Source organism: Longispora sp. NPDC051575, assembly GCF_040681875.1.
Taxonomy (GTDB): domain Bacteria; phylum Actinomycetota; class Actinomycetes; order Mycobacteriales; family Micromonosporaceae; genus Longispora.
In genome coordinates, this window is record NZ_JBFAZP010000008.1 from 297613 (window position 1) to 322501 (window position 24889).

The window sequence follows — 24889 nt, forward strand, 5'->3', positions numbered from 1 at the left end:
GAGCCCAGGTGAAAGCCCGGATGGCGGCTGAATGGCGAAAAGTCCACAGTATGCGGAGCGCGTCACCGCCGGTGCCCGTACGAAAACAGATGATCACAGTGATTCTCCTAAATTGCTGACTCCTGTTCTATGGCCAATCGCTCACGCGGGATGCTTGGAACTCGGGCCGGAAGGCGTAAGGTGATGAGGTGTTCACTGTCCTCGTCGAGGGGCCGTCAATGACGCCGACCCTGCGCGACGGAGACAGGCTCATCGCGCGACGCGGTGGCCGGGCCATCCGCCCCGGTGACCTGGTCGTGGCCCGGTTCAGAGCCCGTCCCGACACGATCGTGGTGCGGCGGGTCGCCCGGCAGGTTCCCGACGGTTGGTGGCTGACCAGCGACAACCCGTTCGGCGGGGACGACTCCCACACCCTCGGCGCGGCGGAGATCCTCGGTCGGATCCTCTTCCGGGCCAGCCCACGTCCGGGCCCACTGCACGGCCCACCCGCCATTCTGAGCTAGGAGATCCGTGGACCCCGTCTTTGAACTGCACCGCGGCGGCAAGATCGCCGTCACTCCCACGGTGGGACTGGACAGCAGGGAGGACCTCTCCCTGGCGTACACCCCGGGGGTAGCCCGGGTGTGTGAGGCCATCGCGGCCGATCCGAGCCTGACCCGGGAGTACACCTGGGTGGGCAACACCGTCGCCGTGGTCACCGACGGCACCGCCGTACTCGGGCTCGGCGACATCGGCCCGCGCGCCGCGATGCCCGTCATGGAGGGCAAGGCGGCCCTGTTCAAGAAGTTCGGCAACGTCGACGCCGTGCCGATCTGCCTGGACACCAAGGACCCCGACGCGATCGTGGAGATCGTCCGGGCGCTCGCCCCGTCCTTCGGCGGCATCAACCTGGAGGACATCTCCGCCCCGCGCTGCTTCGACATCGAGCGCCGCCTCGACGACCTCCTCGACATCCCCGTCTTCCACGACGACCAGCACGGCACCGCCATCGTCGTCACGGCGGCCCTGCGCAGCGCGTCGACGCTGCTCGGCCGGTCGCTGGCCGACACCCGGGTGGTCGTCTCCGGTGCCGGGGCGGCCGGTGTGGCCGTCACGAACATGCTGCTCGCGGCCGGGGTCGGCGACGTCATCGTGGTCGACTCGCGGGGCGTCATCGACGCGGGCCGGGGCGGGGTCAAGGCCGAGCTGGCCTCCCGCACCAACGTCACCGGGATCCGGGGCGGGATCGGCGACGCCCTGCACGGGGCGGACGTGCTCGTCGGCGTGTCCGGCGGGCAGATCCCGGCCGAGGCGCTGGAGCGGATGACCCCGGGCGGCGCCATCTTCGCCCTGGCCAACCCGAACCCGGAGGTGCACCCGGAGCTGGCCGCACGGTACGCGAAGGTCGTCGCCACCGGGCGCAGCGACTTCCCGAACCAGATCAACAACGTGCTGGCCTTCCCCGGGGTGTTCCGGGGCGCGCTGGACGCCCGGGCCACCCGGGTCACCGAGGCGATGAAGCTCGCGGCGGCCGACGCCATCGCGGGGCTCGTCGCCGACGACCTGCGCCCGGACCAGATCATCCCGAGCGCGCTGGACCCGAGGGTGGGGCCGGCCGTGGCGGCGGCGGTCGCGGCGGCGTCCAAGATCTGAACAACCACGCTGCGCGTTCCGGGGGGTACCGGGCCGCGCGGGCGGCCAGGGGGCGGCGTTCCGGGAGGGGCGCCGCCTTCCGCGTACCCACCGGGGCCGGTCCGCCGGGGCTGTGCGCACGGGTCCTGCGCGCGTCTCGCATCCATCACCAGGACCGCCGCCCGGCAGCCGTGCCGCCCGGGGAACCGTCCCGGCCCCGGTAGGCGTTCCGGTCCACCGGGCGCCCGGAAGTGGGCCGCTTCCCCGGCGTACCCATCGAAAGGGTTCTAAAGGGTGTAGCCGCCCCGGTGGTAGATCAGGGGCTCGGTGGTGGCCGCGTCGAGGGCGTGCACCCGGCCGAGGACGAAGTCGTGGTCCCCGGTCGGGATGACCGCCTCGATCACGCAGTCCAGCCACGCCGTGACCCCGTCGAGGACCGGCGCGCCCGAATGCGGGGCCGGCCGCCACTCCAGGCCCGCGAACCGGTCCGCGCCGGGCCTGGCGAACAGCCGGGCCACGTCCTCCTGGCCGGCGGCGAGGATGTTGGCGCAGAACGCGCCGTGCCGGCGGATCGTCGGCCACGAGCCGGAGGTGTGCGCGGGGAAGAACCCGATCAGCGGCGGGTCGAGCGACACCGAGGTGAACGAGTTGATGCTCAGCCCCGCCGGACCCTCGGGGCCGAGGGTCGTGACCACGACGACGCCGGTGGGGAAGTGGCCGAGGACGCGGCGGTACTCGGCGGCGGTGATCGCGGGCATCGGACCATTGTGCCGGCTCTGTCCGCACTTCGGGCGGCTCGACCGTCAGGGTGACGTCGCTCACGGTCCGGGGCCTGCGGCGCTGATAGGTTCGCGGCATGTTCGCCGCCTACGCCGCCAGGATCAGCCCCGAGGACCCGCTGTCGGCCCTGGAGGTCGGCGACCTGGCGGAACCGGAGACGCCCGCCGACTGGGTGACCGTCGAGGTGAGGGCCAGCGCGCTCAACCACCACGACCTGTGGTCCCTGCGCGGGGTCGGTCTCGGCGCCGAGGCCCTGCCGATGGTGCTCGGCTGCGACGCCGCCGGGGTGTACGACGGCCGCCGGGTCCTCGTGCACGCCGTGATCGGCGAGGGGGAGGACGAGACCCTCGACCCGCGCCGCACCCTGCTCAGCGAGAAGTGGCCCGGCACCCTGGCCGACACGGTGCGGGTGCCGGCGCGCAACGTGATCGACCTGCCGGACTCGATCAGCTTCACCGACGCGGCGTGCCTGCCGACGGCGTGGCTGACGGCGTACCGGATGCTCACCACCCGGGGCCGGTTGCCCAAGGGCGGCAGCGTCCTCGTGCAGGGGGCCGGCGGCGGGGTCGCCACGGCCGCCGTGGTGCTCGCCAGGGCCCTGGGGGCCCGGGTGTACGCCACGAGCCGGTCCGCCGAGAAACGCGCCCAGATCGAGGCCCTGGGGGCCGTGGCGTTCGACTCCGGGGCGCGGCTGCCCGAGCGGGTCGACGTGGTGATCGAGACCGTCGGCAAGGCCACCCTCGACCACTCGATCAAGTGCACCCTGCCGGGCGGCCGGATCGTGGTGTCCGGCTCGACCAGCGGGCACCTGGCCACCGTGGACCTGCGCCGGGTCTTCTTCCTCCAGCAGGAGATCCTCGGGTCGACCATGGGCACCCGCGACGAGCTGGCGGCGCTCCTCGATCTGGTGGCCACGACCCGGATCCAACCCGTGATCGATTCGGTACGGCCGTTCGCCGACGTCCGGGGCGCGTTCGAGGTGCTGGCGTCGGGGGACGTGTTCGGGAAACTGGTGCTGGAGCACTGACCGCCGGGCGGTCGGCCCTTGCCCGCGTGCCGGGCCTTCCCGCGTGCATGGCGCTTCCCGTGCGCTGACCGCTAGCCGGTCTACCGCCGGCCGAGCACCGACCGGGTCTGGGTCGCGATCTCCAGCTCCTCGTCGGTCGGCACCACGCACACCGCGATCCGGGCCCCCGGCGGGGAGATGACCGCCTCGCCCGCCTCGTTGCGGCGCGGGTCGACCTGGATGCCGAGCGGTTCGAGCCCGGCGAGGACGCCCGCCCGGACCACGGGGGAGTTCTCGCCCACCCCGGCCGTGAACGCGATCGCGTCGAGCCGGCCGAGCACCGCGTGGTAGGCGCCGACGTACTTGCGGATCCGGTGGCAGTACACGTCGAAGGCCAGGGCGGCCTCCGGGGCGGTACTCGCCAGCAGGTCGCGCATGTCGGAGATCCCGGACAGGCCGAGCAGCCCCGAGCGGCGGCTGAGCAGGTCGTCCACGTCCGCCGGGGACCAGCCCGCCCGGTGCAGGTGTCCGGGGACCGCCGGGTCCAGGTCGCCCGGCCGGGTACCCATCACCAGACCCTCCAACGGGGACAGTCCCATCGACGTGTCCACGCTGATCCCGCCCCGGACGGCCGTGGCGCTGGCCCCGTTGCCCAGGTGCAGCACGATCGTGTTCAGCTCCGAGGCCGGCCAACCCAGCAGCGCGGCCGTGCGCCGGGAGACGAAGCGGTGCGAGGTGCCGTGGAAGCCGTACCGCCGGATGCCGTGCTCCGCCGCGACCGCCGCGTCGATCGCGTACGTGGCCGCCGCCTCCGGGATGGTGCTGTGGAACGCGGTGTCGAACACGGCGACCTGGGGCAGGTCGGGGCGCAGGGCGCGGGCGACCTCGATGCCGGCCAGGTTCGCCGGGTTGTGCAGCGGGGCCAGCGGGATCAGGTCCCGGATCGCGGCCTCGACGGCCGCGTCGATCAGGGTCGGCTCGGAGAACCGGGTGCCGCCGTGCACGACCCGGTGGCCGATCGCTGTCAGGGCCGGGTCGGCGAACAGGTCGGCGAGGGCGGTGATCGCGGCGGCGGGGTCGGTGACGCGTTCGACGAGGCCCTCGGTGATCCGGGTGTCGCCGTCGAGGACGCGGTACTTGACGCTGGAGGAGCCGACGTTGAGGACGAGGACGCGGTCGCCGGGGGCCGCGCCAGGCTCCGGGGCCGTCCCGGGCCGTGTGGCAGCCCCGGGCTCGGAGGCCGCCCCGGGCCGTGTCGCCGCCCCGGGCCGCGAGGCCGCACCCGGTCGCGGGTCCCCGCTCACGACTGCGCCTGGATCGCCGTGATCGCGATCGTGTTGACGATGTCCTGCACCGTGGCCCCCCGCGACAGGTCGTTCACCGGCGCCCGCAGCCCCTGGATCACCGGCCCGACCGCGACCGCCCCCGCCGACCGCTGCACCGCCTTGTACGTGTTGTTCCCCGTGTTCAGGTCCGGGAAGATCAGCACCGTGGCGTGCCCGGCGACCGCGCTGCCCGGCAGTTTCGCGGCGGCGACCCCGGGATCGATGGCCGCGTCGTACTGGATCGGACCCTCCACCGCCAGGTCCGGCCGCCGTTCGCGCACCAGGGCGGTGGCCCGGGCGACCTTCTCGACGTCCGCGCCGGCACCCGAGGCCCCGGTCGAGTAGGACAGCATCGCGACCCGGGGCTCGACGCCGAACCGGGCCGCCGTGTCCGCCGAGGACAGCGCGATGTCGGCGAGCTGTTCGGCGGTCGGGTCGGGGTTGACGGCGCAGTCGCCGTACACGAGGACCCGGTCGGCCAGGCACATGAAGAACACGCTGGAGGCGACCGACACCCCCGGTACCGTCCGGATGATCTCGAAGGCGGGGCGGATCGTGTCGGCGGTGGTGTGCGCGGCCCCGGACACCATGGCGTCGACCCGGCCGCTGTGCACGAGCAGGGTGCCGAAGTAGTTGACGTCGGTGACCCGGTCGTAGGCGGCGTCGAGGGTGGAGCCCTTGTGTTTGCGCAGCTCGTCGTAGGTGTGCGCGAACTCGTCGCGCAGCGGGTCGGTCACCGGGTCGAGCACGGTCGCACCGGACACGTCCAGCCCCAGGTCGCGGGCCCTGCGCTCGATGTCGGCGACGGGGCCCAGCAGCACCAGGTCGGCCACGCCCCGGCGGAGCACCGCGTCGGCGGCCCGCAGGATCCGGTCCTCGGTGCCCTCGGGCAGCACCACCCGGCGCTTCGCGGCCCGGGCGCGCTCGATCAGCCGGTACTCGAACATCAGGGGGGTCACCCGGGTGGTGTGCGGGGCGGCGATCCGGTCGGCCAGCTCCGTCGTGTCCACCCCGGCGGCGAACGCGCCCAGCGCGGCCTGCACCTTGCGCGGGTTGTCGGCGGTCGGCCGGCCCTCCAGCCCCGCCAGCGCGGCCACGGTGTCGAAGCTGTCGGACCTCACACCCACGATGGCCAGGTCGCCGAGCCGGGACAGCAGCTCCGCGATCCGCCGGTCGGGCTTCTCGCCGAGGGTGAGCACCAGGCCGGCGGGGGTGCACAGCCCGGCGGCGTGCGCGGCGTGCGCGGCCACGATCAGGTCGGCCCGGTCGGCGGGCGTGACCAGGAGCGCGCCGTCGGACAGGTGCGACAGCGCGGTGGGCACGTGCGCGGCCCCGAGCAGAAAATCCAGGACGTTGCGCTGGTACGCCGCGTCGCTGCCCGCCAACCGCCGGCCCCCGAGCGCGGTGACCACCTCGGCGACGGTGGGCGCGGCGACGGTCGGCTCGTCGGGGATCGCGTACACCGGGACGGGCAGGGTCACCGACGACGGCTCGACGGCCCGGTTGACCACGACCGCGAGCACCTGCGCCCCGAGCTGCTCCATGGTGTGGAACGCGGCCCGGGTGGCGGCGGCGGTGGCCTCCGCGGAGCGGCCCCGGCCGTCCACGACCGGCAGCAGCACCGCGTCGAACTCGGCGGCCAGCCGGACGTTGAACGCCACCTCGGCGGGCAGTTCCGTGTGGTCGTCCTGGTAGCCGAAGTCGCTGCCGACCACCACCACGGCGTCCACGGACCGGGCCAGCTCGTTGTACGCGCCGACGATCCGGCTGACCAGCTCCTCGGTCCGGCCCTGGCCGACCAGGTCGCTGGCCTCCGCGTACGTCGCGCCGTGGCCGACCGCGAGCCCGTAGTGCCCGGCGAGCAGGTCGAGGATGCCGTCCCCGGCCCCGCCCGGCGCCGCGCCCCGCACGAGTGGCCGGAACGCGGCGACCCGGCCGAGCCGGGCGACGAGGAGTTCGGCCACGCCGAGGGCGACGGTGGACTTGCCGCCGCCGGAGCTCATGCCGGCCACGTACACGCAGGTGGTCACGGGCACTACGCTAGCGCCCCCACGCGCTCGGGCTCCCGTTCTTGTCCCAGGTCACACCGGACCGCGTTCTCGGCGGCCAGGGCCAACCGGCGGCGGGAACGGTCGGGCTCGATGGCCGGCAGGGCGGTCACCTCGATCGTCAGCTCCCGCAGCGCGATCACCCGGCGCAGCGAGGCCCACAGGGTGTCCTCGCCGATGAACGACGCCGACCGGGTGCTGTACCGCAGGCTGACCGGCCGGATCCGGGCCCCGGAGTCGATCGCGGCCTGGAACGCGGCCCGCCGGAACGGCCCCACCCGGGCCCCGCACCACGTGGTGCCCTCGGGGAAGACGAGCACGCTGCGGCCGGCCCGCAGGACCCAGGTGAGGGTCGCCACGGTGTCGGGGAGCGCGCGCGGCCGGGTCCGGTCCACGAACACCGTGCCGAACGACCGCGCGACCCGGCCCAGCAGCGGCCAGCCGTCCACCTCGTGCTTGGACAGCGGGGCCGCCCCGGTGTGGCTGAGCAGGACGAGCACGTCGAGCCACGACACGTGGTTGGGGACGATCAGCTCGCCGGACCCCAGGACGCCCCGGGCGTCCACCCGGACCCCGATGATCCGGGGCACCCGGCGCAGGGCCGGCGGGTGGAACGGGGCGGCCAGGAGCAGGGCGAACACCCCGAGCCACCGGACCAGCTGGCGTGCCCACCCGGCCCGGGGCCCGTCGTGCGCGGGCAGGCATTCGACCTCGCACGGCGAGAGCGGCAGCCAGCCCAGGGCCGGTGGGTGGTCATGGTCGATCATGTCTCGCCCAGGAAGTGGCGCATGTACCGCTGGTCGACCCGGTCGAGCGGCAGCAGGGTGAACAGGTCGGCGCAGCCGAAGTCCGGGTCGTCGGCCGGCGGTCCGCCGACCCACGCGCCGAGCCGCAGGTAGCCGCGCAGCAGCGGCGGGATCGCCACCCGGCCGCCGACGGGGCCGGACACGTCGAACGGGCGGTGCGGGGTGACCCGCAGGGCCGGCGGCGCGAGGTGCTTGCCCTGGACCTTGGACCACACGGCGGCGGCGTCGGCGGCCGGCACGGAGGCGCAGCCGGCGAGCCAGCGGTGCCCGGTGAGGTGCATGTACCGCGCGAGCCCCGCCCACAGCAGGTTCACGACCGCCCCGCCCCGGTGGTCGGGGTGCACGCACGACCGGCCGGCCTCGACCAGGCTGGGCCGCAGGTCGCGCAGGTTGCCGAGCGCGAACTCGGTGTCCGAGTAGAGCCGGTCCATCCGGCCGGGCGGCAGCAGGCGGTACGTGCCCACCGGCATGCCCGTGCCGTCCTGGTAGACGATCAGGTGGTCGCAGTACGCGTCGAACTCGTCCTCGTCGTGGGAGTCCCCGGACAGCTTCGCGCCGAGCTCGCCGGCGAATACCTCGTGCCGCAGCCGCTGGGCGGCTCGCACCTCGACGGAGTCATCCGTCATCACCACGGAATAGCGCGCGGCCTCGTCGATCGCGGGGGCCGCCGGTACGAGCACTCGGGATGCCATGGGTCTGAGGTTGAGGGCCGCAGGCCTACGGCCATCGACAACGGAATTTCGCGCAGGTGAATTATCCTCGACCTGTGCTTATTGATGGACGTTTCTGTGGTCCGCCCGGTTCGGGCAACGGCGGGTACACGGCGGGGCTGCTCGCGGGCTCGGTGCCGGGGGCCCGGCCCGGCGACGCGGTCGAGGTGACCCTGCGCCGCCCGCCGCCGCTGGGTGTGGAGTTGCCCGTCGAGGCCGAAGAGGGTTCCGCGACGGTCCTGCGGCCCGGTCCGGGGGACGACATCGTGGTGGCGCACGCCGTCCTGCTGGACCACCTCGACGTCGAGCCCGCCGCGTGGACCGCCGAGCGCGGCGTCTACCCCGGACACACCCACCACCCCTTCCCGTCCTGCTACGTGTGCGGCCCGGACAACAAGGACGGCCTGCGCATCTACCCGGGCCGGATCGCGCCGGGCCGGACGGCCGCCGACTGGCTCGTCCCCGAGGATGTGAGTTCAGCCACAGTGTGGGCCGCGCTGGACTGTCCCGGCGGCTGGACGATCCAGCTGGAGGAGCGCCCGTCGGTCCTGGGCCGGTTCGCGGTCCGGATCGACGAACTGCCCGCGCCGGGTAGCGAATGCGTCATCGTGGGTGAGCTGCGCGGTTCCGAAGGGCGCAAATCGCACCCTGTGACGAGCCTCTACGGCCCGTCCGGCCAGCTGTTGGCTGTGGCCCGCGCCACGTGGATCGCGCTGGCCTGACCCGGTTACCCAAATCCGCTTTCGGGCGCGTAGCCTGGATCGTCGGACGTGCTTAGAGCTCCACAAACCGCGCTGAAAGAGGCGATCGCGGCCGTGTCGACCCAGCAGAATGCTCAGGACAACCCCCTCGCGGGCTTCGGCCCCAATGAGTGGATCGTCGAGGACATGTACCAGAAGTACCTGTCCGATCCAGCGAGTGTGGACCCCGCCTGGCATAACTTCTTCGCTGACTACAAGCCTGAGGCCGCCCCGGCCGCCCCGGCTCCCGTCGCACCGGCCCCCGTGCCGGTGACACCCCCGGTGACGGCCCCGCCGCCCGTGGAGACGGCTGCCGCGGCCCCGGCGACGCCGGTCAAGCCCGCCCCGGCCCCGGCGGCCAAGGCCCCGGCGGTCAAGAAGGCCGTGCCGCCCGGCACCACGGTGATCAAGGGCGTCGGCGCCAAGCTGGTGCAGAACATGGACGCGTCGCTGACCGTCCCCGTCGCCACCAGCGTGCGGGCCGTGCCGGCCAAGCTGCTGGCCGACAACCGGGTGGTCATCAACAACCACCTGAGCCGCGCGCGGGGTGGGAAGGTCAGCTTCACCCACCTGATCGGGTACGCGATCGTGCGCGCCCTGGCCGACTTCCCCGAGATGAACAACTCGTTCACCGAGGTCGACGGCAAGCCGGCGGTCGTCACCCCCGAGCACGTGAACTTCGGGCTCGCGATCGACCTGAAGAAGCCGGACGGCTCGCGCACCCTCGTGGTGGCCAGCATCAAGGGCTCCGAGCAGTACGACTTCCGGGGCTTCTGGCAGGCGTACGAGGACATCGTGCGGCGGGCGCGGCGCAACGAGCTGACGATGGACGACTTCGTCGGCACCACGATCTCCCTGACCAACCCGGGCGGGATCGGCACCGTGCACTCGATGCCGAGGCTGATGGCCGGCCAGGGCACGATCATCGGGGTCGGCGCGATGGAGTACCCGTCGCCGTTCCAGGGCATGAGCGACGAGCAGCTCGCCGACATGGCCGTCAGCAAGATCATCACGCTGACCAGCACCTACGACCACCGGATCATCCAGGGCGCGCAGTCGGGCGAGTTCCTCAAGCGCATCCACGAGCTGCTGCTCGGCGAGTCCGGCTTCTACGACGAGATCTTCACGTCGCTGCGGATCCCGTACGAGCCGGTCCGCTGGGTCAAGGACGTGCCGCGCACCTCCGAGGGCCAGATCGACAAGGCGTCCCGGGTGATCGAGCTGATCCGGGAGTACCGGGTCCGCGGCCACCTGATGGCGGACACCGACCCCTTGGAATACGAGATCCGCCGGCACCCCGACCTCGACATCCTCGAGCACGGGCTGACCCTGTGGGACCTGGACCGGGTGTTCCCGGTCGGCGGCTTCAACGGCCAGCAGAAGATGAAGCTGCGCGACGTCCTGGGCGTGCTGCGCGACTCCTACTGCCGCCGGATCGGCATCGAGTACTTCCACATCCAGGCTCCCGAGGAGCGCAACTGGATCGCGGAGCGGGTCGAGAAGAAGTACGAGAAGCCCCCGGTCGAGGCGCAGAAGCACATCCTCAACCGGCTGAACGCGGCCGAGTCGTTCGAGACGTTCCTCGCGACGAAGTACGTCGGGCAGAAGCGGTTCTCCCTCGAGGGCGGCGAGAGCCTGATCCCGCTGCTCGACGAGGTGCTCGCGGACTCCGCGACGGCCGGCATGGACGAGGTCGTCATCGGCATGGCGCACCGCGGCCGGCTGAACGTGCTGGCGAACATCGTCGGCAAGCCCTACGAGAAGATCTTCTCCGAGTTCGAGGGTTTCATCGACCCGAAGACCGTGCAGGGCTCCGGGGACGTCAAGTACCACCTGGGCATGACCGGCAAGTTCACCACCCCGGACGGGCAGCACGCGACCACGGTCTCCGTGGTGGCCAACCCGTCGCACCTGGAGACGGTGAACCCGGTCCTGGAGGGCATCGTCCGCGCCAAGCAGGACAAGATCGACCTCAAGCTCGAGGGCTACACGGTGCTGCCGGTCCTGATCCACGGCGACGCGGCGTTCGCCGGACAGGGCGTGGTCGCCGAGACCCTGAACCTGTCCCAGCTGCGCGGCTACCGCACCGGCGGCACGGTGCACATCGTCGTCAACAACCAGGTGGGCTTCACGACCGCCCCGGAGTACAGCCGCTCGTCGCTGTACTGCACGGACGTCGCCCGCATGATCCAGGCGCCGATCTTCCACGTGAACGGCGACGACCCCGAGGCCGTGGTCCGGGTCGCGAAGCTCGCGTTCGACTACCGCCAGGCGTTCAACAAGGACGTCGTGATCGACCTGATCTGCTACCGCCGGCGCGGTCACAACGAGGGCGACGACCCCTCGATGACCAACCCGCAGATGTACCAGATCATCGACACCAAGCGTTCCGTCCGCAAGCTGTACACCGAGGCGCTGATCGGCCGGGGCGACATCACGGTCGAGGACGCCGAGGAGGCGCTCCGCGACTTCGGCGGCATGCTGGAGACGGTGTTCCGGGCGACCAAGGAGGCCACGGCCAGCGCGAAGCCGGCCAGCCTGCGCGCGCACGTCACCGAGGCCGAGCCGGTCGTGGAGACCCGGGTCGACGCATCCGTCCTGCGCCGGGTCGGCGAGGTACACGCGGCGGTGCCGGCGGGCTTCACCCCGCACAAGCGGATCACGCAGCTCCTGGAGAAGCGCGCGAAGATGTCCGTCGAGGGCGACATCGACTGGGGCATGGGCGAGATCGTGGCCTTCGGTTCGCTGCTGATGCAGGGCGTGCCGGTCCGGCTCGCGGGCCAGGACTCCCGGCGTGGCACGTTCGTGCACCGGCACGCGGCGATCGTGGACGCGGTCGACGGCTCCGACTACCTGCCGTTGCAGCACCTGGCCGAGAACCAGGCCTCGTTCTTCGCGTACGACTCGCTGCTCAGTGAGTACGCGGCGATGGGCTTCGAGTACGGCTACTCGGTCGAGCGCCCCGAGGCCCTGGTCCTCTGGGAGGCCCAGTTCGGCGACTTCGTCAACGGCGCGCAGTCGATCGTCGACGAGTACCTGTCCTCGGGCGAGGCGAAGTGGGGCCAGCGCGCGAGCGTGACCCTGCTCCTGCCGCACGGCCACGAGGGCGCGGGCCCGGACCACACCTCGGGCCGCCCGGAGCGGTACCTGCAGCTGTGCGCCGAGGACAACATGCGGATCGCCAACTGCACCACCCCGGCGAACTACTTCCACCTGCTGCGCCGCCAGGCGTTGTCGCCGAAGAAGAAGCCGCTGGTCGTGTTCACGCCGAAGTCCCTGCTCCGGCACAAGCTGGCCGTGTCGCAGATCGAGGACTTCACCACCGGCACGTTCCAGCCGGTGATCGGGGACCCGACGGTGACCGGTGCCGCCAAGGTGCTGCTGTGCTCGGGCAAGGTCTACTACGACCTGCTCCAGGCCCGGACCGACCGGGGGATCACCGACACGGCGATCGTCCGGGTCGAGGAGATCTACCCGCTGCCGGTCGACGAGCTGCGGGCCGCGCTGGCCCCGCACCCGGGCGCGGCGGTCTCCTGGGTCCAGGAGGAGCCGGCCAACCAGGGCGCCTACTCGTTCGTGGCGCTGAACCTGTTCGGCGAGGTGGGCATCAACCCGCGCCGGGTCTCCCGGCCGTCGGCCGCCGCCCCGTCCACGGGCTCCGGCAAGGTCCACGAGGTCGAGCAGGCGGCGCTGATCAACGAGGCCTTCGCCAGCTAGGTTCCACGTCTGTTCCGGGGAAGTCGTCGCGGCGGCTTCCCCGGCACTGTTTCCAGGGGGCGTCATGTATTTCACGGACCGGGGTATCGAGGAGCTCGCCGAGCGGCGCGGCGAGGAGACCGTCACGCTCGACTGGCTCGCCGAGCGGATGAAGGAGTTCGTGGACATCAACCCGGACTTCGAGATCCCCGTCGAGCGGCTGGCGACCTGGCTCGCCCGGCTGGACGACGACTTCGAGGAGTAGTAGCTTTCGCGTGCTTTGTGCGGTTTGATCTGGTTGATGCGCCGCACACTGCTCGTCCTGCTCGTCCTCGCCGGGGTGCTGACCGTCGCCCGGGCGGAACCCGTCGCGCGCCGCGCCCCCGGGCCCGAACACCTGGCCGTCGGCGGCCCGGCCCGGACGGGCGTGCTCACCGGGTACCAGATCAGGTCCTCCGCCCTGGTCCCCGTCGGCGGATCCGAGGTGTCGCGGACCGGCTTCGACACCGCCGGCTGGGCCCCGGTGCCCGCCCGCTCGACCGTGTTCGGCGGGCTGCTGGGCACCGGCGCGTACCCCGACCCGTTCCACTCCACCGCCATGGCCGCCGTGGACCCGGCCGCGTTCGCCGTGCCGTGGTGGTTCCGCGCGGACTTCCCGGTCGCCCCGGACGCCGGGGAGCACACGGCCCTGGAGTTCAGCGGGGTGCTGTCCCGGGCCGAGGTGTGGGTGAACGGCACCCGGGTGGCCGGCGCGGACACCGTCGTCGGCATGTACCCGACCTACGAGTTCGACCTGTCCGCCCTGGTCCGGCCGGGGGTGAACACCCTGGCGTTCCTGGTGCACCCCAACGACCCGGCGCGCGACCTGACCACCGGCTGGATCGACTGGAACCCGGCCCCGCCCGACCGGAACATGGGCCTGGTCGGGGACGTGACCATCCGGCAGTCGGGCCCGGTGGCGCTGCGCGGCGCGCGGGTGCTCACCCGGCTGGAGCTGCCCGGCCGGGACCACGCTGACCTCACCGCGAAGGTCGAGGCCCGCAACAACTCCGACCGGCCGGTACTGGCGGCCCTCACCGGGTACGCGGGCCCGGTCCCGCTGAACGCCACCGTGGCCCTGGCTCCGCGCGAGACCCGGACGGTGACGTTCGAGCGGGCCACCGTGGTCCAGCCCCGGGTGTGGTGGCCGGCGGGGATGGGGGAGCAGCACCGGTACGAGCTGCTGGTCGACGCGACGGTGGCCGGCCGGTACTCCGACGGGGCCCGCGACCGGTTCGGGGTCCGGGGCGTCACCACGAGGGTCGACGACGACGACATCCGGCACTACGCGATCAACGGCCGGCCGCTGGTGATCCGGGGCGCGGGCTGGTCGCCGGACCTGTTCCTCCGCGACGACCCGGCCGGGCTCGCCCCCCGGCTGGCGGCGGCCCTGGACCTGGGGCTCAACACGCTCCGCCTGGAGGGCCGGCTCGGCAACGACGACCTGTACGAGGAGGCCGACCGGCTCGGCCTGCTGCTGCTCCCCGGCTGGGAGTGCTGCGGCAGGTGGGAGGACCCGGAGAGCTGGACGGCGGAGGACCACGCGGTGGCGCGCGCCTCGATGGCCGGGGTCGCCGCCCGGCTGCGCAACCACCCGAGCGTGCTGTCGTTCCTGATCGGCAGCGACGAGGCCCCGCCGGAGCGGATCGCGGGGGAGTACCTGGCCGCGCTGGGCGCCGCCGACTGGCCGACCCCGGTGCTGTCCTCGGCGTCCGGGGCCGAGAGCCCGGGGACGGGGCCGCCGGGGCTGCGGATGACCGGGCCGTACGACTGGGTGCCGCCCGGCTACTGGTACGCCAAGCGGGACGGCGGCGCGTGGGGCTTCAACGCGGAGACCAGCGCGGGGGCGGCACTGCCCAGTATGGACACCCTGCGCGCGATGTCGACTCGTGAGGAGCTGGACCGGCTGTGGCGCGAACCGGACGCGCCCGTGTACCGGGCCGGCACCCAGGGGTTCGCCGACCTGCGGATCTTCCACGCGGCGCTCGCGGGGCGGTACGGGCCGCCGACCGGGCTGGAGGACTACGTCGGCAAGGCGCACCTGGCCCAGTTCGAGGCCGTCCGGGCGCAGTTCGAGGCGTACGCGCGCAACTCCGCCGACGCCGAGCGCCCCGCGACGGGGCAGATCTACTGGAACCTGACCGCCGCCTGGCCCTCGATGCACTGGCAGCTGTTCGACAGCTCGCTGGACCCGACGGCCGGCTACCACGCGGCGAAGCGGGCGCACGAGCCGCTGCACGTGCAGTACTCCTACGACGACCGGTCCGTGGTGCTCGTCCGCCGGGGCCGGGACCTGTCCGGGCTGACCGTGCGCGCCGAGCTGTTCGGGCTGGACGGCCGCCGCCTCGACGGCGAGGAGTACACCGATGTCACCGCCGAGGGCGGCAACCGGGGCGGCACGGTCGGTGTGACCCGGCTCGGCACGGTCGCGGTCCCCGACGCGCCCACCTATCTGCTCAGGCTGGTCGCCACCGACGCGAAGGGCAGAGAACGCAGCCGCAACGTGTACTGGCTCTCCGCCGCCCCCGACGTCCTCGACTACCCGGCGACCAGCTACATCACCACCCCGACGTCCTCCTACGCCGACCTGACCGGCCTGGCCGGGATGGCCCGCGCGGAGGTGGCGGCCGCGTACTCGTCGGAGGTCCGGTCGAACGGCGACACCGTGACGACGGTGACCCTGAGCAACACCTCGCAGGTGCCGGCGTTGCAGGTCGGCGCCCGGGTGCTCGGGGCGGACGGCCGGCCGGTGCTGCCGGTCCGGTGGTCGGACAATCTGGTGTGCCTGTGGCCGGGGGAGTCGGTGACCCTGCGGGCGACGCACCGGGCGGCCGGGGCGGTGACGGTCCGGGTCGAGGGCTGGAACGTGACGTCCGGGCCGGCCGCGCCCGGGCCGGCACCGGCCCCCGGGCGTGATCCGGGGCAGGGGCGGCCCTACGGGCGGTAGCCGGGCTCACCCGGGCCCGGGTGAGCCCGGGCCACGGCGGGCCCGTGGGTGCCATGGCAGGCCCGGCAGGCCGTGGGCGGCCCTCCAGCCCCGCCACCTACCGCTCGCTGTCCAGATGCGCCATCATCGGCGCCGCATACCGGTCCCCGGCCGCCGCCCCCGCCGGCACCGCCGCCTCGATCGCGGCCAGGTCCCCGGCGTCCAGCACCACGTCCAGCGCCCCGAGCGCCTCGGCCAACCGGACCCGGGTCCGGGCCCCGACCAGCGGCACGATGTCCGCGCCCCGGGCGAGCACCCACCCGATGGCCAGCTGCGCCACGGACACGCCCTTCGCGGCGGCCACCGTCCGCAGCGTCTCCACGAGCCGCAGGTTGGTCTCCAGGTTCGACCCGCTGAACCGGGGGCTGTGGCCCCGGAAGTCGTTGGCGGCCAGCGACCGGTCGGGGGTCCAGTGCCCGCTGATCAGGCCCCGGGACAGCACCCCGTACGCGGTGACGGCGATGCCCAGCTCCCGGATCACCGGCAGGATCCTCTCCTCGATCCCCCGCGAGATCAGCGAGTACTCGATCTGCAGGTCGGTCACCGGGTGCACGGCGTGCGCGCGCCGGATCGTGTCGGGGCCGGCCTCGGACAGGCCGACGTGCCGCACGTACCCCGCGTCGATCAGGTCCTTGATCGCGCCCACCGTGTCCTCGATCGGAACGTCCGGGTCGACCCGGGACAGCCGGTACACGTCGAGGTGGTCGACCCCGAGCCGCCGCAGGCTGTAGGTGGCGAAGTTCTTCACCGCCGCCGGCCGGCCGTCGTAGCCGAGGAACGCCCCGTCGGGTCCGCGCAGCGCGCCGAACTTCACGCTCAGGGTGACCCGGTCGCGGTCGCGGGTGGCCAGCGCCTCGCGGACCAGCAGCTCGTTGTGGCCCATGCCGTAGAAGTCGCCGGTGTCGAGCAGGGTGATCCCGGCGTCGAGGGCGGCGTGCACGGTGGCGACGCTCTCGGCCCGGTCGGACGGCCCGTACAGGTCGGACATGCCCATCGTGCCGAGGCCGAGGGCGGAGACGGTCGGGCCGGTGGTGCCCAGGGTTCGCGTGTTCATGGCACCCAGCCTGCGGCGGCCGGGGCGGGGGCGGGAGAGACCCGTGGAGCCTGGGACCGACGATCCCAGGCTGGGCCCACGGGGCTGGGGCATGCTGGGAGCCATGGACCGCGTCGAGTTCGCCCACTTCCTGCGCGCCCGCCGGGCCCGGATCACCCCGGCCGACGTCGGGCTGCCCGCCGGGGCGCGCCGCCGGACCCCGGGGCTGCGCCGGGAGGAGGTCGCCCAGCTCGCCGGCATGTCCGCCGACTACTACATCCGGCTCGAACAGGGCCGGGGCCCGCACCCGTCGACCCAGTTGCTGAACGCGCTGGCCCGGGCGCTGCGGCTCACGTCCGACGAGCGCGACCACCTGTACCACCTGGCCGACCAGCCGCCGCCGGTCCCGAACCACCCGACCGGGCACGTGAGGCCGGCGCTGCTCAAGCTGCTGGACCGGCTGACCGACACCCCGGCCCAGGTGCTGTCCGACCTGGGCGGGATCCTGGCCCAGAACCCGCTGGCCTCGGCCCTGTTCCGGGGCACCCTGGGCCGCAACATCATCTGGGAGTGGTTCGCGCGCCCGGAGACCCGGGAGCTGTTCCCGGTGGAGGAGCGCGCGCACCACGCCCGGGCGCACGTGGCGCACCTGCGGGCCACGGCGGGCCGGCGGCGGTCCCCGGAGGTGACCGACCTGGTGGCCCGGCTGCTGGCGGTCAGCGACGAGTTCCGGGCCCTCTGGGACGCGCACGAGGTCGCGGTGCGCCGGGCCGACACGAAGACGGTGCTGCACCCCACCGTCGGCCGGATCGAGCTGGACTGCGAGGAACTGCTCACCCCGGAGCACGACCAGACCCTGCTGCTGTACAGCCCCCGGCCGGGGACGGACGCCGCGCAGAAGTTGGAACTGCTCCGGGTGGTCGGTACCCAGGACCTGGGTGGCTCTCAGGAAACTCTCAGCCTGTTCTCAGCCGGGGTCGAGCCGCGCCCGGAATGATGGGTGTATGACCACGCCGGAGGCCCGCCTGCTCGTCGTCGAGGACGACCCGAACATCGTCGAGCTGCTGTCCGCCAGCCTGCGGTACGCGGGCTTCGACGTGGCCACCGCCATGAGCGGGGCCGACGCGATCACCACGGCCGGCGAGCACCGCCCCGACCTGGTGGTCCTCGACGTGATGCTCCCCGACTACGACGGCTTCGAGGTCATCCGGCGGATGCGCGCCGACGGCCGCCGGGTGCCGGTGGTGTTCCTGACCGCGCGGGACAACACCGACGACAAGATCCGCGGCCTGACCCTCGGCGGCGACGACTACGTGACGAAGCCGTTCAGCCTGGAGGAGCTCACCGCCCGGATCCGCGCCGTGCTGCGCCGGACCCAGGGCGCGGGTCCGACCGGCCGGCTGAGCTTCGGTGACCTGGAACTCGACGAGGAGACCCACGAGGTGTACCGGGCGGGCCAGCGCGTCTCGCTGTCCCCGACGGAGTTCAAGCTCCTGCGGTACCTCATGATCAACTCTGGTCGGGTGCTGTCCAAGCGGCAGATCCTCGAACACGTGTGGAACTACGACTTCCGCGGCGAGGACAACATCGTCGAGTCGTACATGTCCTACCTGCGCCGCAAGATCGACACGACGGAGCCCCGGATCCTGCACACGATCCGCGGCGTGGGGTACGTGCTGCGGACCTCCGATGCTTGAGCGCGTCCCGCTGCGCGTCAAGCTCGTCGCCGCCGTCCTCGGCCTGGTCGCCGCGGCGCTGCTCGTGATGGGCGTCGCCACCGTGACGGCCCTGCGCGGCTACCTCCTCGACCGGGTCGACACCCAGCTCAAGTCCGTCGCGGACCCGATCGACACCCAGGTCCGGCGCGGGGCGACGAAGCTGGGCTTCGACCCGCCGAGCGGGGTCCAGTCGTCGTTCTCGGTGCCGAACCCGTTCGTCGTGCAGCTGCGCGGGCCGGAGGGCAACGTGCTCGCCGAGTACCCGAGTGACCTGGACGTCGACGAGGGCCCCCGGCTCACCGCCGCCGACCTGGCCCGGCAGGACTACTTCATCGTCGACGGCTACGGCAGCCGCTGGCGGGTCGTCGTCGTGTCCGGCCCGGACCCCGGTCAGCGGGTCGTGATCGCCTCGACCCTGTCCGACCTGGACAACGCGGTCGCCCGGCTGATCTGGCTGGACCTGTTCGTCGGTACGGCGGTGCTGATGCTCGTCGCCCTGATCGGCGTCACCGTGGTCCGCCGGAGCCTGCGCCCGCTCGTCGAGATCGAGCGCACCGCCGGGGCCATCGCCGGCGGCGACCTCAGCCAGCGGGTGCCCGAACGCGACCCGGGCACCGAGATCGGCCGCCTCGGCCGCGCCCTGAACGGCATGCTCGCCCAGATCGAGACGGCCTTCGCGGCCCGGGCGGCCTCGGAGCACCGGGCGCTGCGCTCGGAGGACCGGATGCGCCGGTTCGTGGCCGACGCCTCGCACGAGCTGCGCACCCCGCTGACCACGATCCGGGGCTTCGCGGAGCTGTACCGCCAGGGTGCCGGCGAGCCCGTCCAGGTCGTCAAGCGGATCGAGGACGAGGCCGCCCGGATGGGCCTGCTCGTCGAGGACCTGCTGCTCCTGGCCCGGCTCGACCAGCAGCGGCCCCTGGCGCGGGAGCCCGTGCACCTCGACGTCCTGGTGGCCGACGCCGCCGAGGGTGCCCGCGCGCAGGCCCCGGACCGGGAGATCCTCCTGATGGTGGCGCCGGCCGCGTCCCCGGTGGTCGTGACCGGCGACGAGTCCCGGCTGCGCCAGGTGATCGGCAACCTGGTGACCAACGCGTTGACCCACACCCCGGCCGGCTCCCCGGTGGCGGTCCGGCTCTCGACGGCGGACGGCCAGGCGGTCGTGGAGGTCGCCGACCGTGGCCCCGGCCTCACCCCGGAGCAGGGCGAACGCGTCTTCGAACGGTTCTACCGCGCGGACCCGGCCCGGAGCCGGCGGAGCGGGAGCACGGGCACCGGCCTGGGGCTGGCGATCGTCGCGGCCATCGTCGCCGCGCACAGCGGCACGGTCGAGGTGTCCTCGGCGGCGGGGGAGGGCGCGACGTTCAGGGTCCGGCTGCCGCTGGCCCCGCCCGACAGTACCGAATAGCTCAAAAGCACTGAAAAGGGTTTAAAGCGCTCCCAGGAAACTTTCAGCTGGGGCCCAGGGGGATTCAAGCTTCGGAAGGCAGAGTGGTTTCCATGAGCAACGACGAGACCAACCGCGACCCGCAGTCGACGACGGTGAACCCGGCCCCGTCGACGCCCACCGACACCCCCGCCGCGACCCCGCCCGTCGAGTCCGCGACCGTGGCCACCCCGGCCGCCGGCACCGCGCCGACCGTGGCCGTCCCGGCCGCCGCGCCCACCGAGGCGCTGGCCGTCACCCCCGAGCAGCTCGCCGACGCCGTCAGGGCCCAGGCCGAGCGCTCCGCAGCGCTCCGGGGTGACCTCGACCAGGGTGCCTACCAGGCCCCTGTCGAGGTCGCCCGGGAGACCAACCTCGGCCCGGACCAGGCGGCCCTGGTCGGCGAGATCCAGCCCGTGGCCAGCCACCCGGCCCCGGCCGCCCCCGCCACCCTGGGCTACGACGCCCCCGGCTACGACACCCCGGCCCGCACCCAGGTCACCGCCGCGCTCCCGACCACCGGTCCGGTCCCGCCGCAGGCGCACCCGCACCACCCCCCGGTCTTCATGCCGGCCCCCGGCCAGCCCGGCGCCCCGCTCCCGATGGGCGGCCCCGCCGGCCCCGGCGGCCCGCCGTACTACCCCGGCGGGCACCCCATGCCGGCCTTCCAGCCCCAGCCGACCCCGCGCAAGAAGATGGGCGCGCTGCCGAAGATCCTGATCGGCACCGCCGCGGCCCTGGTCCTCTCGGTCAGCGCCGGCACGGTCGGCGGCCTGGTGGGCTTCGCGCTCGGCGACAGCAACGGCTCCACCGTCGTGTCCACCTCCAACGGCCGGGCCGTCACCAACGGCGGCACGCTCGCCGATGTGGCCGAGCAGGCCCAGAAGAGCGTCGTCGGCGTCAAGACCGGCACCGGCGAGGGCTCGGGCGTCGTGTTCAACAAGGACGGCTACATCGTCACGAACAACCACGTCATCGAGGGCGCCCGGGGCCAGATCACGGTCACCCTGTCCGACGGCAAGACCGTCCCCGCGACCCTGGTCGGCGCCGACCCCACCAACGACCTCGCCGTCCTGAAGATCACCGGGGTCGACGGCCTCCAGCCGATCACGTTCGCCGACAGCGGCGACATCAAGGTCGGCGACGACGTCTTGGCGATCGGCAACCCGCTCGGCCTCGACGGCACCGTCACCAAGGGCATCCTGAGCGCCCGGAACCGCACGATCGACGAGGGCGGCGACAACGAGTCGCAGGGCCAGGGCAAGCGGCTCTCGGGCCTGCTCCAGACCGACGCGGCCATCAACCCCGGCAACTCCGGCGGCGCGCTCACCGACGCGGCCGGCCGGCTGATCGGCATCAACACGGCCATCGCCACCGGCGGCTCCGGCTCCAAGGGCAACATCGGTGTCGGATTCGCGATTCCGAGTAACAAGGTGAAGAGCGTCGTCGAACAGTTGATGAAGGGCGGCAAGGTCGGACACCCGTACATCGGCGTCCGCGTCGTCAACAGCACCACCCAGGCCGGCGCTGTCGTGGACAGCACCGAGGCCAACAGCCCGGCCGCCCAGGCCGGTCTGGTCAAGGGCGACCTGGTCACGGGGGTGAACGGCAAGTCGGTGAAGAACAGCGACGAGCTGGTCTCCGCGATCCAGTCGGGCAAACCGGGCGACAAGCTCACGCTGACGGTGGTCCGCGACGGCAAGAACGTCACGGTCACGGTCACGGTGGGCGAGAGCCCCACAGGCTGAACACGGTGAGGGGGTGTGCGGGCCGGGGTTGAGGGGCTTCGGGTCGCACACGAGGAAGCTGGGGCCTGTCCCCTGGTCGTTGAGGGGCGACCAGGAGACAGGCTTCAGCGCTTTTTGATGGGTACGAGGAGCCGGCGCCCGCACCTTTCGGCTGGCTCCGCGTCCGGTGCCCGCGCCGGGTCGTACCCGGCTGGACGCGCCAGTCGTTGCGCACCCAGACCACCGGCCAAGAAAAGGTCGACAGCGACGAAACCGCCCATCCAGATGATATGCGGCCGTCGATGCGGCCCTGGCTTCCCGTTGGCCGGTCAGCGCGGGCTGTAGAACGCGGTGAAGAAGCGCACCGGTATGCCCTCGCCCTCCTGCTCGACCAGCGAGAACTCCTTCACGAGTGCGGCCAGCCGCTCCCGGAACTCCGCCGCCTGAGCCGAAGGAATCGTCTCGGCCATGGTGAACACGAGGGGTCGCAGGTGGTCCGGTTCCGCCGGTTGTTCCCCGGTGAAGCTGACCCGACCGGTGCTGATGGCGGCCAGGTACCCGTCGCGGAACTCGTCGAAGCTCGCGCCGACCATCCCGGCCGAGGCGGTCGCCCCCGCGTGGCCGGCCATGAGTCCGGGGTCCAGGCGCAGGGTGAGCTGGCCGGTGCGGTAGCGCTGTTCCAGGATGCCGTTGACGAGCCGGCTCTCGGCGACCTGGATCAGCCCGCACGCCTCAAGCTGCTTGACGTGCCGGTAGAGCTTGGTCTGCGGCTCGGCCAGTTCCCTGGCCAGTTCCTTGACCGACATGACGGGTGGCTCAGACCCGGCACCGGTCCCCAGGGTCCGCAGGATCGCCAGGCGGAGCGGGTCGGAGAGCACCTTGAGGGTCTCCGCGTCGTGCACGGTCCGGACTGGGACGGGCGTTCCGTTCATGGCGGCCATCTTGCCAGGTGTTCACTCGGATGCCATCATTCACGCAGGCGTTAATGATGGCGTTCTGGTGAACACTGCCGGCCCTGGAGGCTCGATGCGCGACGAAGCCGCTGCCTGTACGGCGCGGGTGGACCCGGGCCCGAGGTGTCCGATCGAGCTGGGCGGGCCCAGACTCCGGTGGCGCGAGCTGCTCGCCGTCGACGCCGACGCTCTCTTCGCGTTGATCACCCACCCGCGGGTCGCCGAGAACCTGCCGGAGGGCAACCCACCCAGTGCCGAGGCGGTGCGGGCGGCCCTGCTCGCCAGGGTGTGGGCCCCGGAACGGACGAGCTACAGCCTGGTCCTGACGCTCGACGGCCAGATCGTCGGCACGGGCGGCCTTGAGGTGACCAGGGCGCAGGCCCGGCACCGGTGCGGCGAGATCGGCTACATCGTGCACCCGGACCGGTAGGGCAACGGATACGCCACGGAAGCCGCCGCCCTCCTGCTGGAGTTCGGCTTCGACCAGCTCGACCTGCACCGGATCGAGGCGGGCACCGCGCCGGGGAACCTCGCGTCCCGGCGGGTGCTGGAGAAGATCGGCATGCGGCAGGAGGGCAGCCTCCGGGACTACGTACTCATCCGCGGGGTCTGGCGGGATTCCGTGCAGTACGCGGTCCTGGCGACCGATCCCCGCCCGACCCTGACCCCCTAGTCCACCCAGTTCAACGTCTTCGAGACGGCCTTGCGCCACTGGGCGTACCGGGCCTCCCGCTCCTCCACCGCCAGCCCGGGCTCCCAGCGCGCGTCGGCCTTCCAATTGGCGCGCAGCTCGTCCAGCGAGGACCAGAAGCCGACCGCCAGCCCGGCCGCGTACGCCGCCCCCAGGGCCGTGGTCTCCGGCACCGTGGGCCGCACGACCGGTACCCCGAGGATGTCCGCCTGGAGCTGCATCATCAGCGAGTTCGCGGTCATGCCGCCGTCGACCCGCAGCTCGGTGAACGCCACCCCGGCGTCGCTGATCATCGCGTCGGCGACCTCGCGGGTCTGCCAGGCGGTGGCCTCCAGCGCGGCGCGGGCCAGGTGCGCCTTCGTCACGAACCGGGTCAGGCCCGCGATCACGCCGCGCGCGTCGAGCCGCCAGTGCGGGGCGTACAGGCCGGAGAAGGCGGGCACGAAGTACGCGCCGCCGGTGTCCGGGACGCTCGCGGCCAGCGGTTCGATCTCGTCGGCGGAGGAGATGAGTTCCAGGTTGTCGCGCAGCCACTGGACGAGCGCGCCGGTGATCGCGATGGACCCCTCGAGGGCGTACGTGGCCGGCTGGCCGTCGAGCTGGCACGCCACGGTGGTGAGCAGGCCCCGCCAGGAGTGCACCGGGGTGGTACCCGTGTTGAGCAGCAGGAAGCTGCCCGTGCCGTAGGTGTTCTTGCCCTCGCCGGGGGAGAAGCAGGTCTGGCCGAACAGCGCGGCCTGCTGGTCGCCGAGCGCGGCGGCCACCGGCACCCCGGCGAGCTCGGGCAGCCCGGTGACCGGCCCGTACACGGCCGAGGACGGCACGATCTCCGGCAGCGCCGCCCGGGGCACGCCGATCGCGTCGAGGAGCAGCGGGTCCCAGTCGAGGGTGGTCAGGTTCATCAGCATGGTGCGGCTGGCGTTGGTGACGTCGGTGATGTGCCGCCCGGTGAGTTTCCAGAGCAGCCACGAGTCGATCGTGCCGAACAGCACCTCTCCGGCGGCGGCCCGTTCGCGCAGGTCGAGGTGGTCGAGGAGCCAGCGCATCTTGGGGCCGGCGAAGTAGGTGGCCAGCGGGAGGCCGCACCGGTCCCGGAACCGGTCGAGCCCGCCGGCCGGGCGCGGGGCCGCTCCGTGACCGGTCCCCGGCCCGGCGGGTCCGGGCGGCGGGCTGTCGGGCGCGGATCCGGCGCCGGGCGCGGTCGGGCCCCAGGTCCGCGTCGACGGCCCGGGCGGGGCCGCCGCCAGTTCCCTGATCAGCGCGTCCGTGCGGGTGTCCTGCCAGACCAGGGCGTTGTGCAGCGGCTCGCCGGTCGCGGCGTCCCACACCACCGTCGTCTCGCGCTGGTTGGTGATGCCGAGCGCCACGATCTCGCCGTCCACCTGGGAGAGCGCCCCGGCCACGACGGCCCGCACCGACTCCCAGATCTCGGTGGCCGAGTGCTCGACCCAGCCGGCCCGGGGGTAGTGCTGGGTGATCTCCCGCTGGTCGACGGCCACCACCCGGCCGGACCGGTCGAAGAGGATGCACCGGGAGCTGGTCGTGCCCTGGTCGATCGCGGCGACGAAACGCATGGCCGAAATCTAACCCAACG

19 protein-coding genes and 1 pseudogene are annotated in these 24889 nt (G+C 72.9%); 12 read left to right on the top strand and 8 right to left on the bottom strand.

Going from position 1 to position 24889, the window contains the following annotated elements; all coding sequences use genetic code 11:
• The first annotated feature begins 188 nt into the window (after positions 1-188).
• Together AB0M43_RS25495 and AB0M43_RS25500 are read left to right on the top strand one after the other, a co-directional pair.
• Complete coding sequence (locus AB0M43_RS25495; protein WP_363728278.1) at positions 189-503, top strand: S24/S26 family peptidase; 315 nt, start codon at positions 189-191, stop codon at positions 501-503.
• Between the two features lie 7 nt (positions 504-510).
• Positions 511-1632 carry an NADP-dependent malic enzyme gene (locus AB0M43_RS25500; protein WP_363728279.1) on the top strand — a complete coding sequence of 374 codons (1122 nt, stop codon included), beginning with the start codon at positions 511-513 and terminating at the stop codon, positions 1630-1632.
• A 266-nt stretch (positions 1633-1898) separates the two neighbouring features.
• Here AB0M43_RS25500 and AB0M43_RS25505 read toward each other — a convergent pair whose 3' ends face one another.
• The gene (locus tag AB0M43_RS25505; RefSeq protein ID WP_363728280.1) at positions 1899-2369 is read right to left on the bottom strand and encodes a flavin reductase family protein; all 471 of its coding nucleotides are present in this window, start codon (positions 2367-2369) and stop codon (positions 1899-1901) included.
• Between the two features lie 98 nt (positions 2370-2467).
• Between AB0M43_RS25505 and AB0M43_RS25510 the strand changes: the two genes are divergently transcribed.
• Positions 2468-3418: a zinc-binding dehydrogenase gene (locus AB0M43_RS25510; protein WP_363728281.1), complete on the top strand. Its 951-nt coding sequence runs from the start codon at positions 2468-2470 to the stop codon at positions 3416-3418.
• Positions 3419-3498: 80 nt separating this feature from the next.
• On the opposite strand, the gene AB0M43_RS25515 is transcribed toward AB0M43_RS25510, so the two are convergent.
• The 4 genes from AB0M43_RS25515 to AB0M43_RS25530 are packed head-to-tail and all read right to left on the bottom strand — an operon-like array spanning position 3499 to position 8268.
• Entirely contained in the window at positions 3499-4701 is a 1203-nt protein-coding gene (locus AB0M43_RS25515; protein WP_363728282.1) for an acetate kinase, read from the bottom strand.
• A complete protein-coding gene (pta, locus tag AB0M43_RS25520; RefSeq protein ID WP_363728283.1) occupies positions 4698-6752 on the bottom strand; it encodes a phosphate acetyltransferase in 2055 nt (684 codons plus the stop codon). Before pta ends, AB0M43_RS25515 begins: the two co-directional genes overlap by 4 nt.
• Before the next feature lie 5 nt (positions 6753-6757).
• Complete coding sequence (locus tag AB0M43_RS25525) at positions 6758-7537, bottom strand: lysophospholipid acyltransferase family protein (protein ID WP_363728284.1); 780 nt, start codon at positions 7535-7537, stop codon at positions 6758-6760.
• Positions 7534-8268, bottom strand: coding sequence for a GNAT family N-acyltransferase (locus tag AB0M43_RS25530; protein WP_363728285.1), 735 nt, complete (start codon positions 8266-8268; stop codon positions 7534-7536). Before AB0M43_RS25530 ends, AB0M43_RS25525 begins: the two co-directional genes overlap by 4 nt.
• 74 nt (positions 8269-8342) lie before the next feature.
• Between AB0M43_RS25530 and AB0M43_RS25535 the strand changes: the two genes are divergently transcribed.
• The 4 genes from AB0M43_RS25535 (at position 8343) to AB0M43_RS25550 (ending at position 15708) form a co-directional block, all read left to right on the top strand.
• Positions 8343-9008, top strand: a complete 666-nt coding sequence (locus tag AB0M43_RS25535) for a hypothetical protein (RefSeq protein ID WP_363728286.1) — start codon at positions 8343-8345, stop codon at positions 9006-9008.
• A gap of 93 nt (positions 9009-9101) precedes the next feature.
• Positions 9102-12743 carry a multifunctional oxoglutarate decarboxylase/oxoglutarate dehydrogenase thiamine pyrophosphate-binding subunit/dihydrolipoyllysine-residue succinyltransferase subunit gene (locus tag AB0M43_RS25540; protein WP_363728564.1) on the top strand — a complete coding sequence of 1214 codons (3642 nt, stop codon included), beginning with the start codon at positions 9102-9104 and terminating at the stop codon, positions 12741-12743.
• A 64-nt stretch (positions 12744-12807) separates the two neighbouring features.
• Positions 12808-12987 carry a DUF6104 family protein gene (locus AB0M43_RS25545; protein WP_197007437.1) on the top strand — a complete coding sequence of 60 codons (180 nt, stop codon included), beginning with the start codon at positions 12808-12810 and terminating at the stop codon, positions 12985-12987.
• A 36-nt stretch (positions 12988-13023) separates the two neighbouring features.
• Positions 13024-15708: a hypothetical protein gene (locus AB0M43_RS25550; RefSeq protein WP_363728287.1), complete on the top strand. Its 2685-nt coding sequence runs from the start codon at positions 13024-13026 to the stop codon at positions 15706-15708.
• Positions 15709-15805: 97 nt separating this feature from the next.
• Here the strand turns inward: AB0M43_RS25550 and AB0M43_RS25555 are convergent, their stop codons facing one another.
• A complete protein-coding gene (locus tag AB0M43_RS25555; protein WP_363728288.1) occupies positions 15806-16801 on the bottom strand; it encodes an aldo/keto reductase in 996 nt (331 codons plus the stop codon).
• Positions 16802-16904: 103 nt separating this feature from the next.
• On the opposite strand from AB0M43_RS25555, the gene AB0M43_RS25560 reads away from it, so the two are divergent.
• From AB0M43_RS25560 to AB0M43_RS25575, 4 genes are all read left to right on the top strand, one after another.
• Complete coding sequence (locus AB0M43_RS25560) at positions 16905-17777, top strand: helix-turn-helix transcriptional regulator (protein WP_363728289.1); 873 nt, start codon at positions 16905-16907, stop codon at positions 17775-17777.
• 7 nt (positions 17778-17784) lie between these two features.
• Positions 17785-18477 (top strand): response regulator transcription factor, encoded by a 693-nt coding sequence (locus tag AB0M43_RS25565; RefSeq protein ID WP_363728290.1) that lies wholly within the window; start codon positions 17785-17787, stop codon positions 18475-18477.
• Positions 18470-19906 carry a HAMP domain-containing sensor histidine kinase gene (locus AB0M43_RS25570; protein ID WP_363728291.1) on the top strand — a complete coding sequence of 479 codons (1437 nt, stop codon included), beginning with the start codon at positions 18470-18472 and terminating at the stop codon, positions 19904-19906. The genes AB0M43_RS25565 and AB0M43_RS25570 overlap by 8 nt, the downstream gene beginning before the upstream one ends.
• A 92-nt stretch (positions 19907-19998) precedes the next feature.
• Positions 19999-21672, top strand: coding sequence for a trypsin-like peptidase domain-containing protein (locus tag AB0M43_RS25575; RefSeq protein WP_363728292.1), 1674 nt, complete (start codon positions 19999-20001; stop codon positions 21670-21672).
• A 308-nt stretch (positions 21673-21980) separates the two neighbouring features.
• On the opposite strand, the gene AB0M43_RS25580 is transcribed toward AB0M43_RS25575, so the two are convergent.
• Positions 21981-22583 carry a helix-turn-helix domain-containing protein gene (locus tag AB0M43_RS25580; RefSeq protein ID WP_363728293.1) on the bottom strand — a complete coding sequence of 201 codons (603 nt, stop codon included), beginning with the start codon at positions 22581-22583 and terminating at the stop codon, positions 21981-21983.
• A 94-nt stretch (positions 22584-22677) separates the two neighbouring features.
• Here AB0M43_RS25580 and AB0M43_RS25585 point away from each other — a divergent pair.
• A pseudogene (locus AB0M43_RS25585) lies at positions 22678-23277 on the top strand (GNAT family protein).
• Here AB0M43_RS25585 and glpK read toward each other — a convergent pair.
• The gene (glpK, locus tag AB0M43_RS25590; RefSeq protein ID WP_363728294.1) at positions 23274-24869 is read right to left on the bottom strand and encodes a glycerol kinase GlpK; all 1596 of its coding nucleotides are present in this window, start codon (positions 24867-24869) and stop codon (positions 23274-23276) included. The pseudogene AB0M43_RS25585 and the gene glpK overlap by 4 nt on opposite strands.
• Positions 24870-24889: the final 20 nt, after the last annotated feature.

Bases quoted from the DNA above. Each gene is read 5' to 3' on its own strand.
- AB0M43_RS25570 (WP_363728291.1), top strand. From the start codon at position 18,470: ATGCTTGAGCGCGTCCCGCTGCGCGTCAAGCTCGTCGCCGCCGTCCTC.
- AB0M43_RS25560 (WP_363728289.1), top strand. From the start codon at position 16,905: ATGGACCGCGTCGAGTTCGCCCACTTCCTGCGCGCCCGCCGGGCCCGG.
- glpK (WP_363728294.1), bottom strand. From the start codon at position 24,869: ATGCGTTTCGTCGCCGCGATCGACCAGGGCACGACCAGCTCCCGGTGC.
- AB0M43_RS25555 (WP_363728288.1), bottom strand. From the start codon at position 16,801: ATGAACACGCGAACCCTGGGCACCACCGGCCCGACCGTCTCCGCCCTC.
- AB0M43_RS25505 (WP_363728280.1), bottom strand. From the start codon at position 2,369: ATGCCCGCGATCACCGCCGCCGAGTACCGCCGCGTCCTCGGCCACTTC.
- AB0M43_RS25580 (WP_363728293.1), bottom strand. From the start codon at position 22,583: ATGAACGGAACGCCCGTCCCAGTCCGGACCGTGCACGACGCGGAGACC.
- AB0M43_RS25575 (WP_363728292.1), top strand. From the start codon at position 19,999: ATGAGCAACGACGAGACCAACCGCGACCCGCAGTCGACGACGGTGAAC.
- AB0M43_RS25530 (WP_363728285.1), bottom strand. From the start codon at position 8,268: ATGGCATCCCGAGTGCTCGTACCGGCGGCCCCCGCGATCGACGAGGCC.
- AB0M43_RS25545 (WP_197007437.1), top strand. From the start codon at position 12,808: ATGTATTTCACGGACCGGGGTATCGAGGAGCTCGCCGAGCGGCGCGGC.
- AB0M43_RS25565 (WP_363728290.1), top strand. From the start codon at position 17,785: ATGACCACGCCGGAGGCCCGCCTGCTCGTCGTCGAGGACGACCCGAAC.
- AB0M43_RS25525 (WP_363728284.1), bottom strand. From the start codon at position 7,537: ATGATCGACCATGACCACCCACCGGCCCTGGGCTGGCTGCCGCTCTCG.
- AB0M43_RS25510 (WP_363728281.1), top strand. From the start codon at position 2,468: ATGTTCGCCGCCTACGCCGCCAGGATCAGCCCCGAGGACCCGCTGTCG.
- AB0M43_RS25550 (WP_363728287.1), top strand. From the start codon at position 13,024: ATGCGCCGCACACTGCTCGTCCTGCTCGTCCTCGCCGGGGTGCTGACC.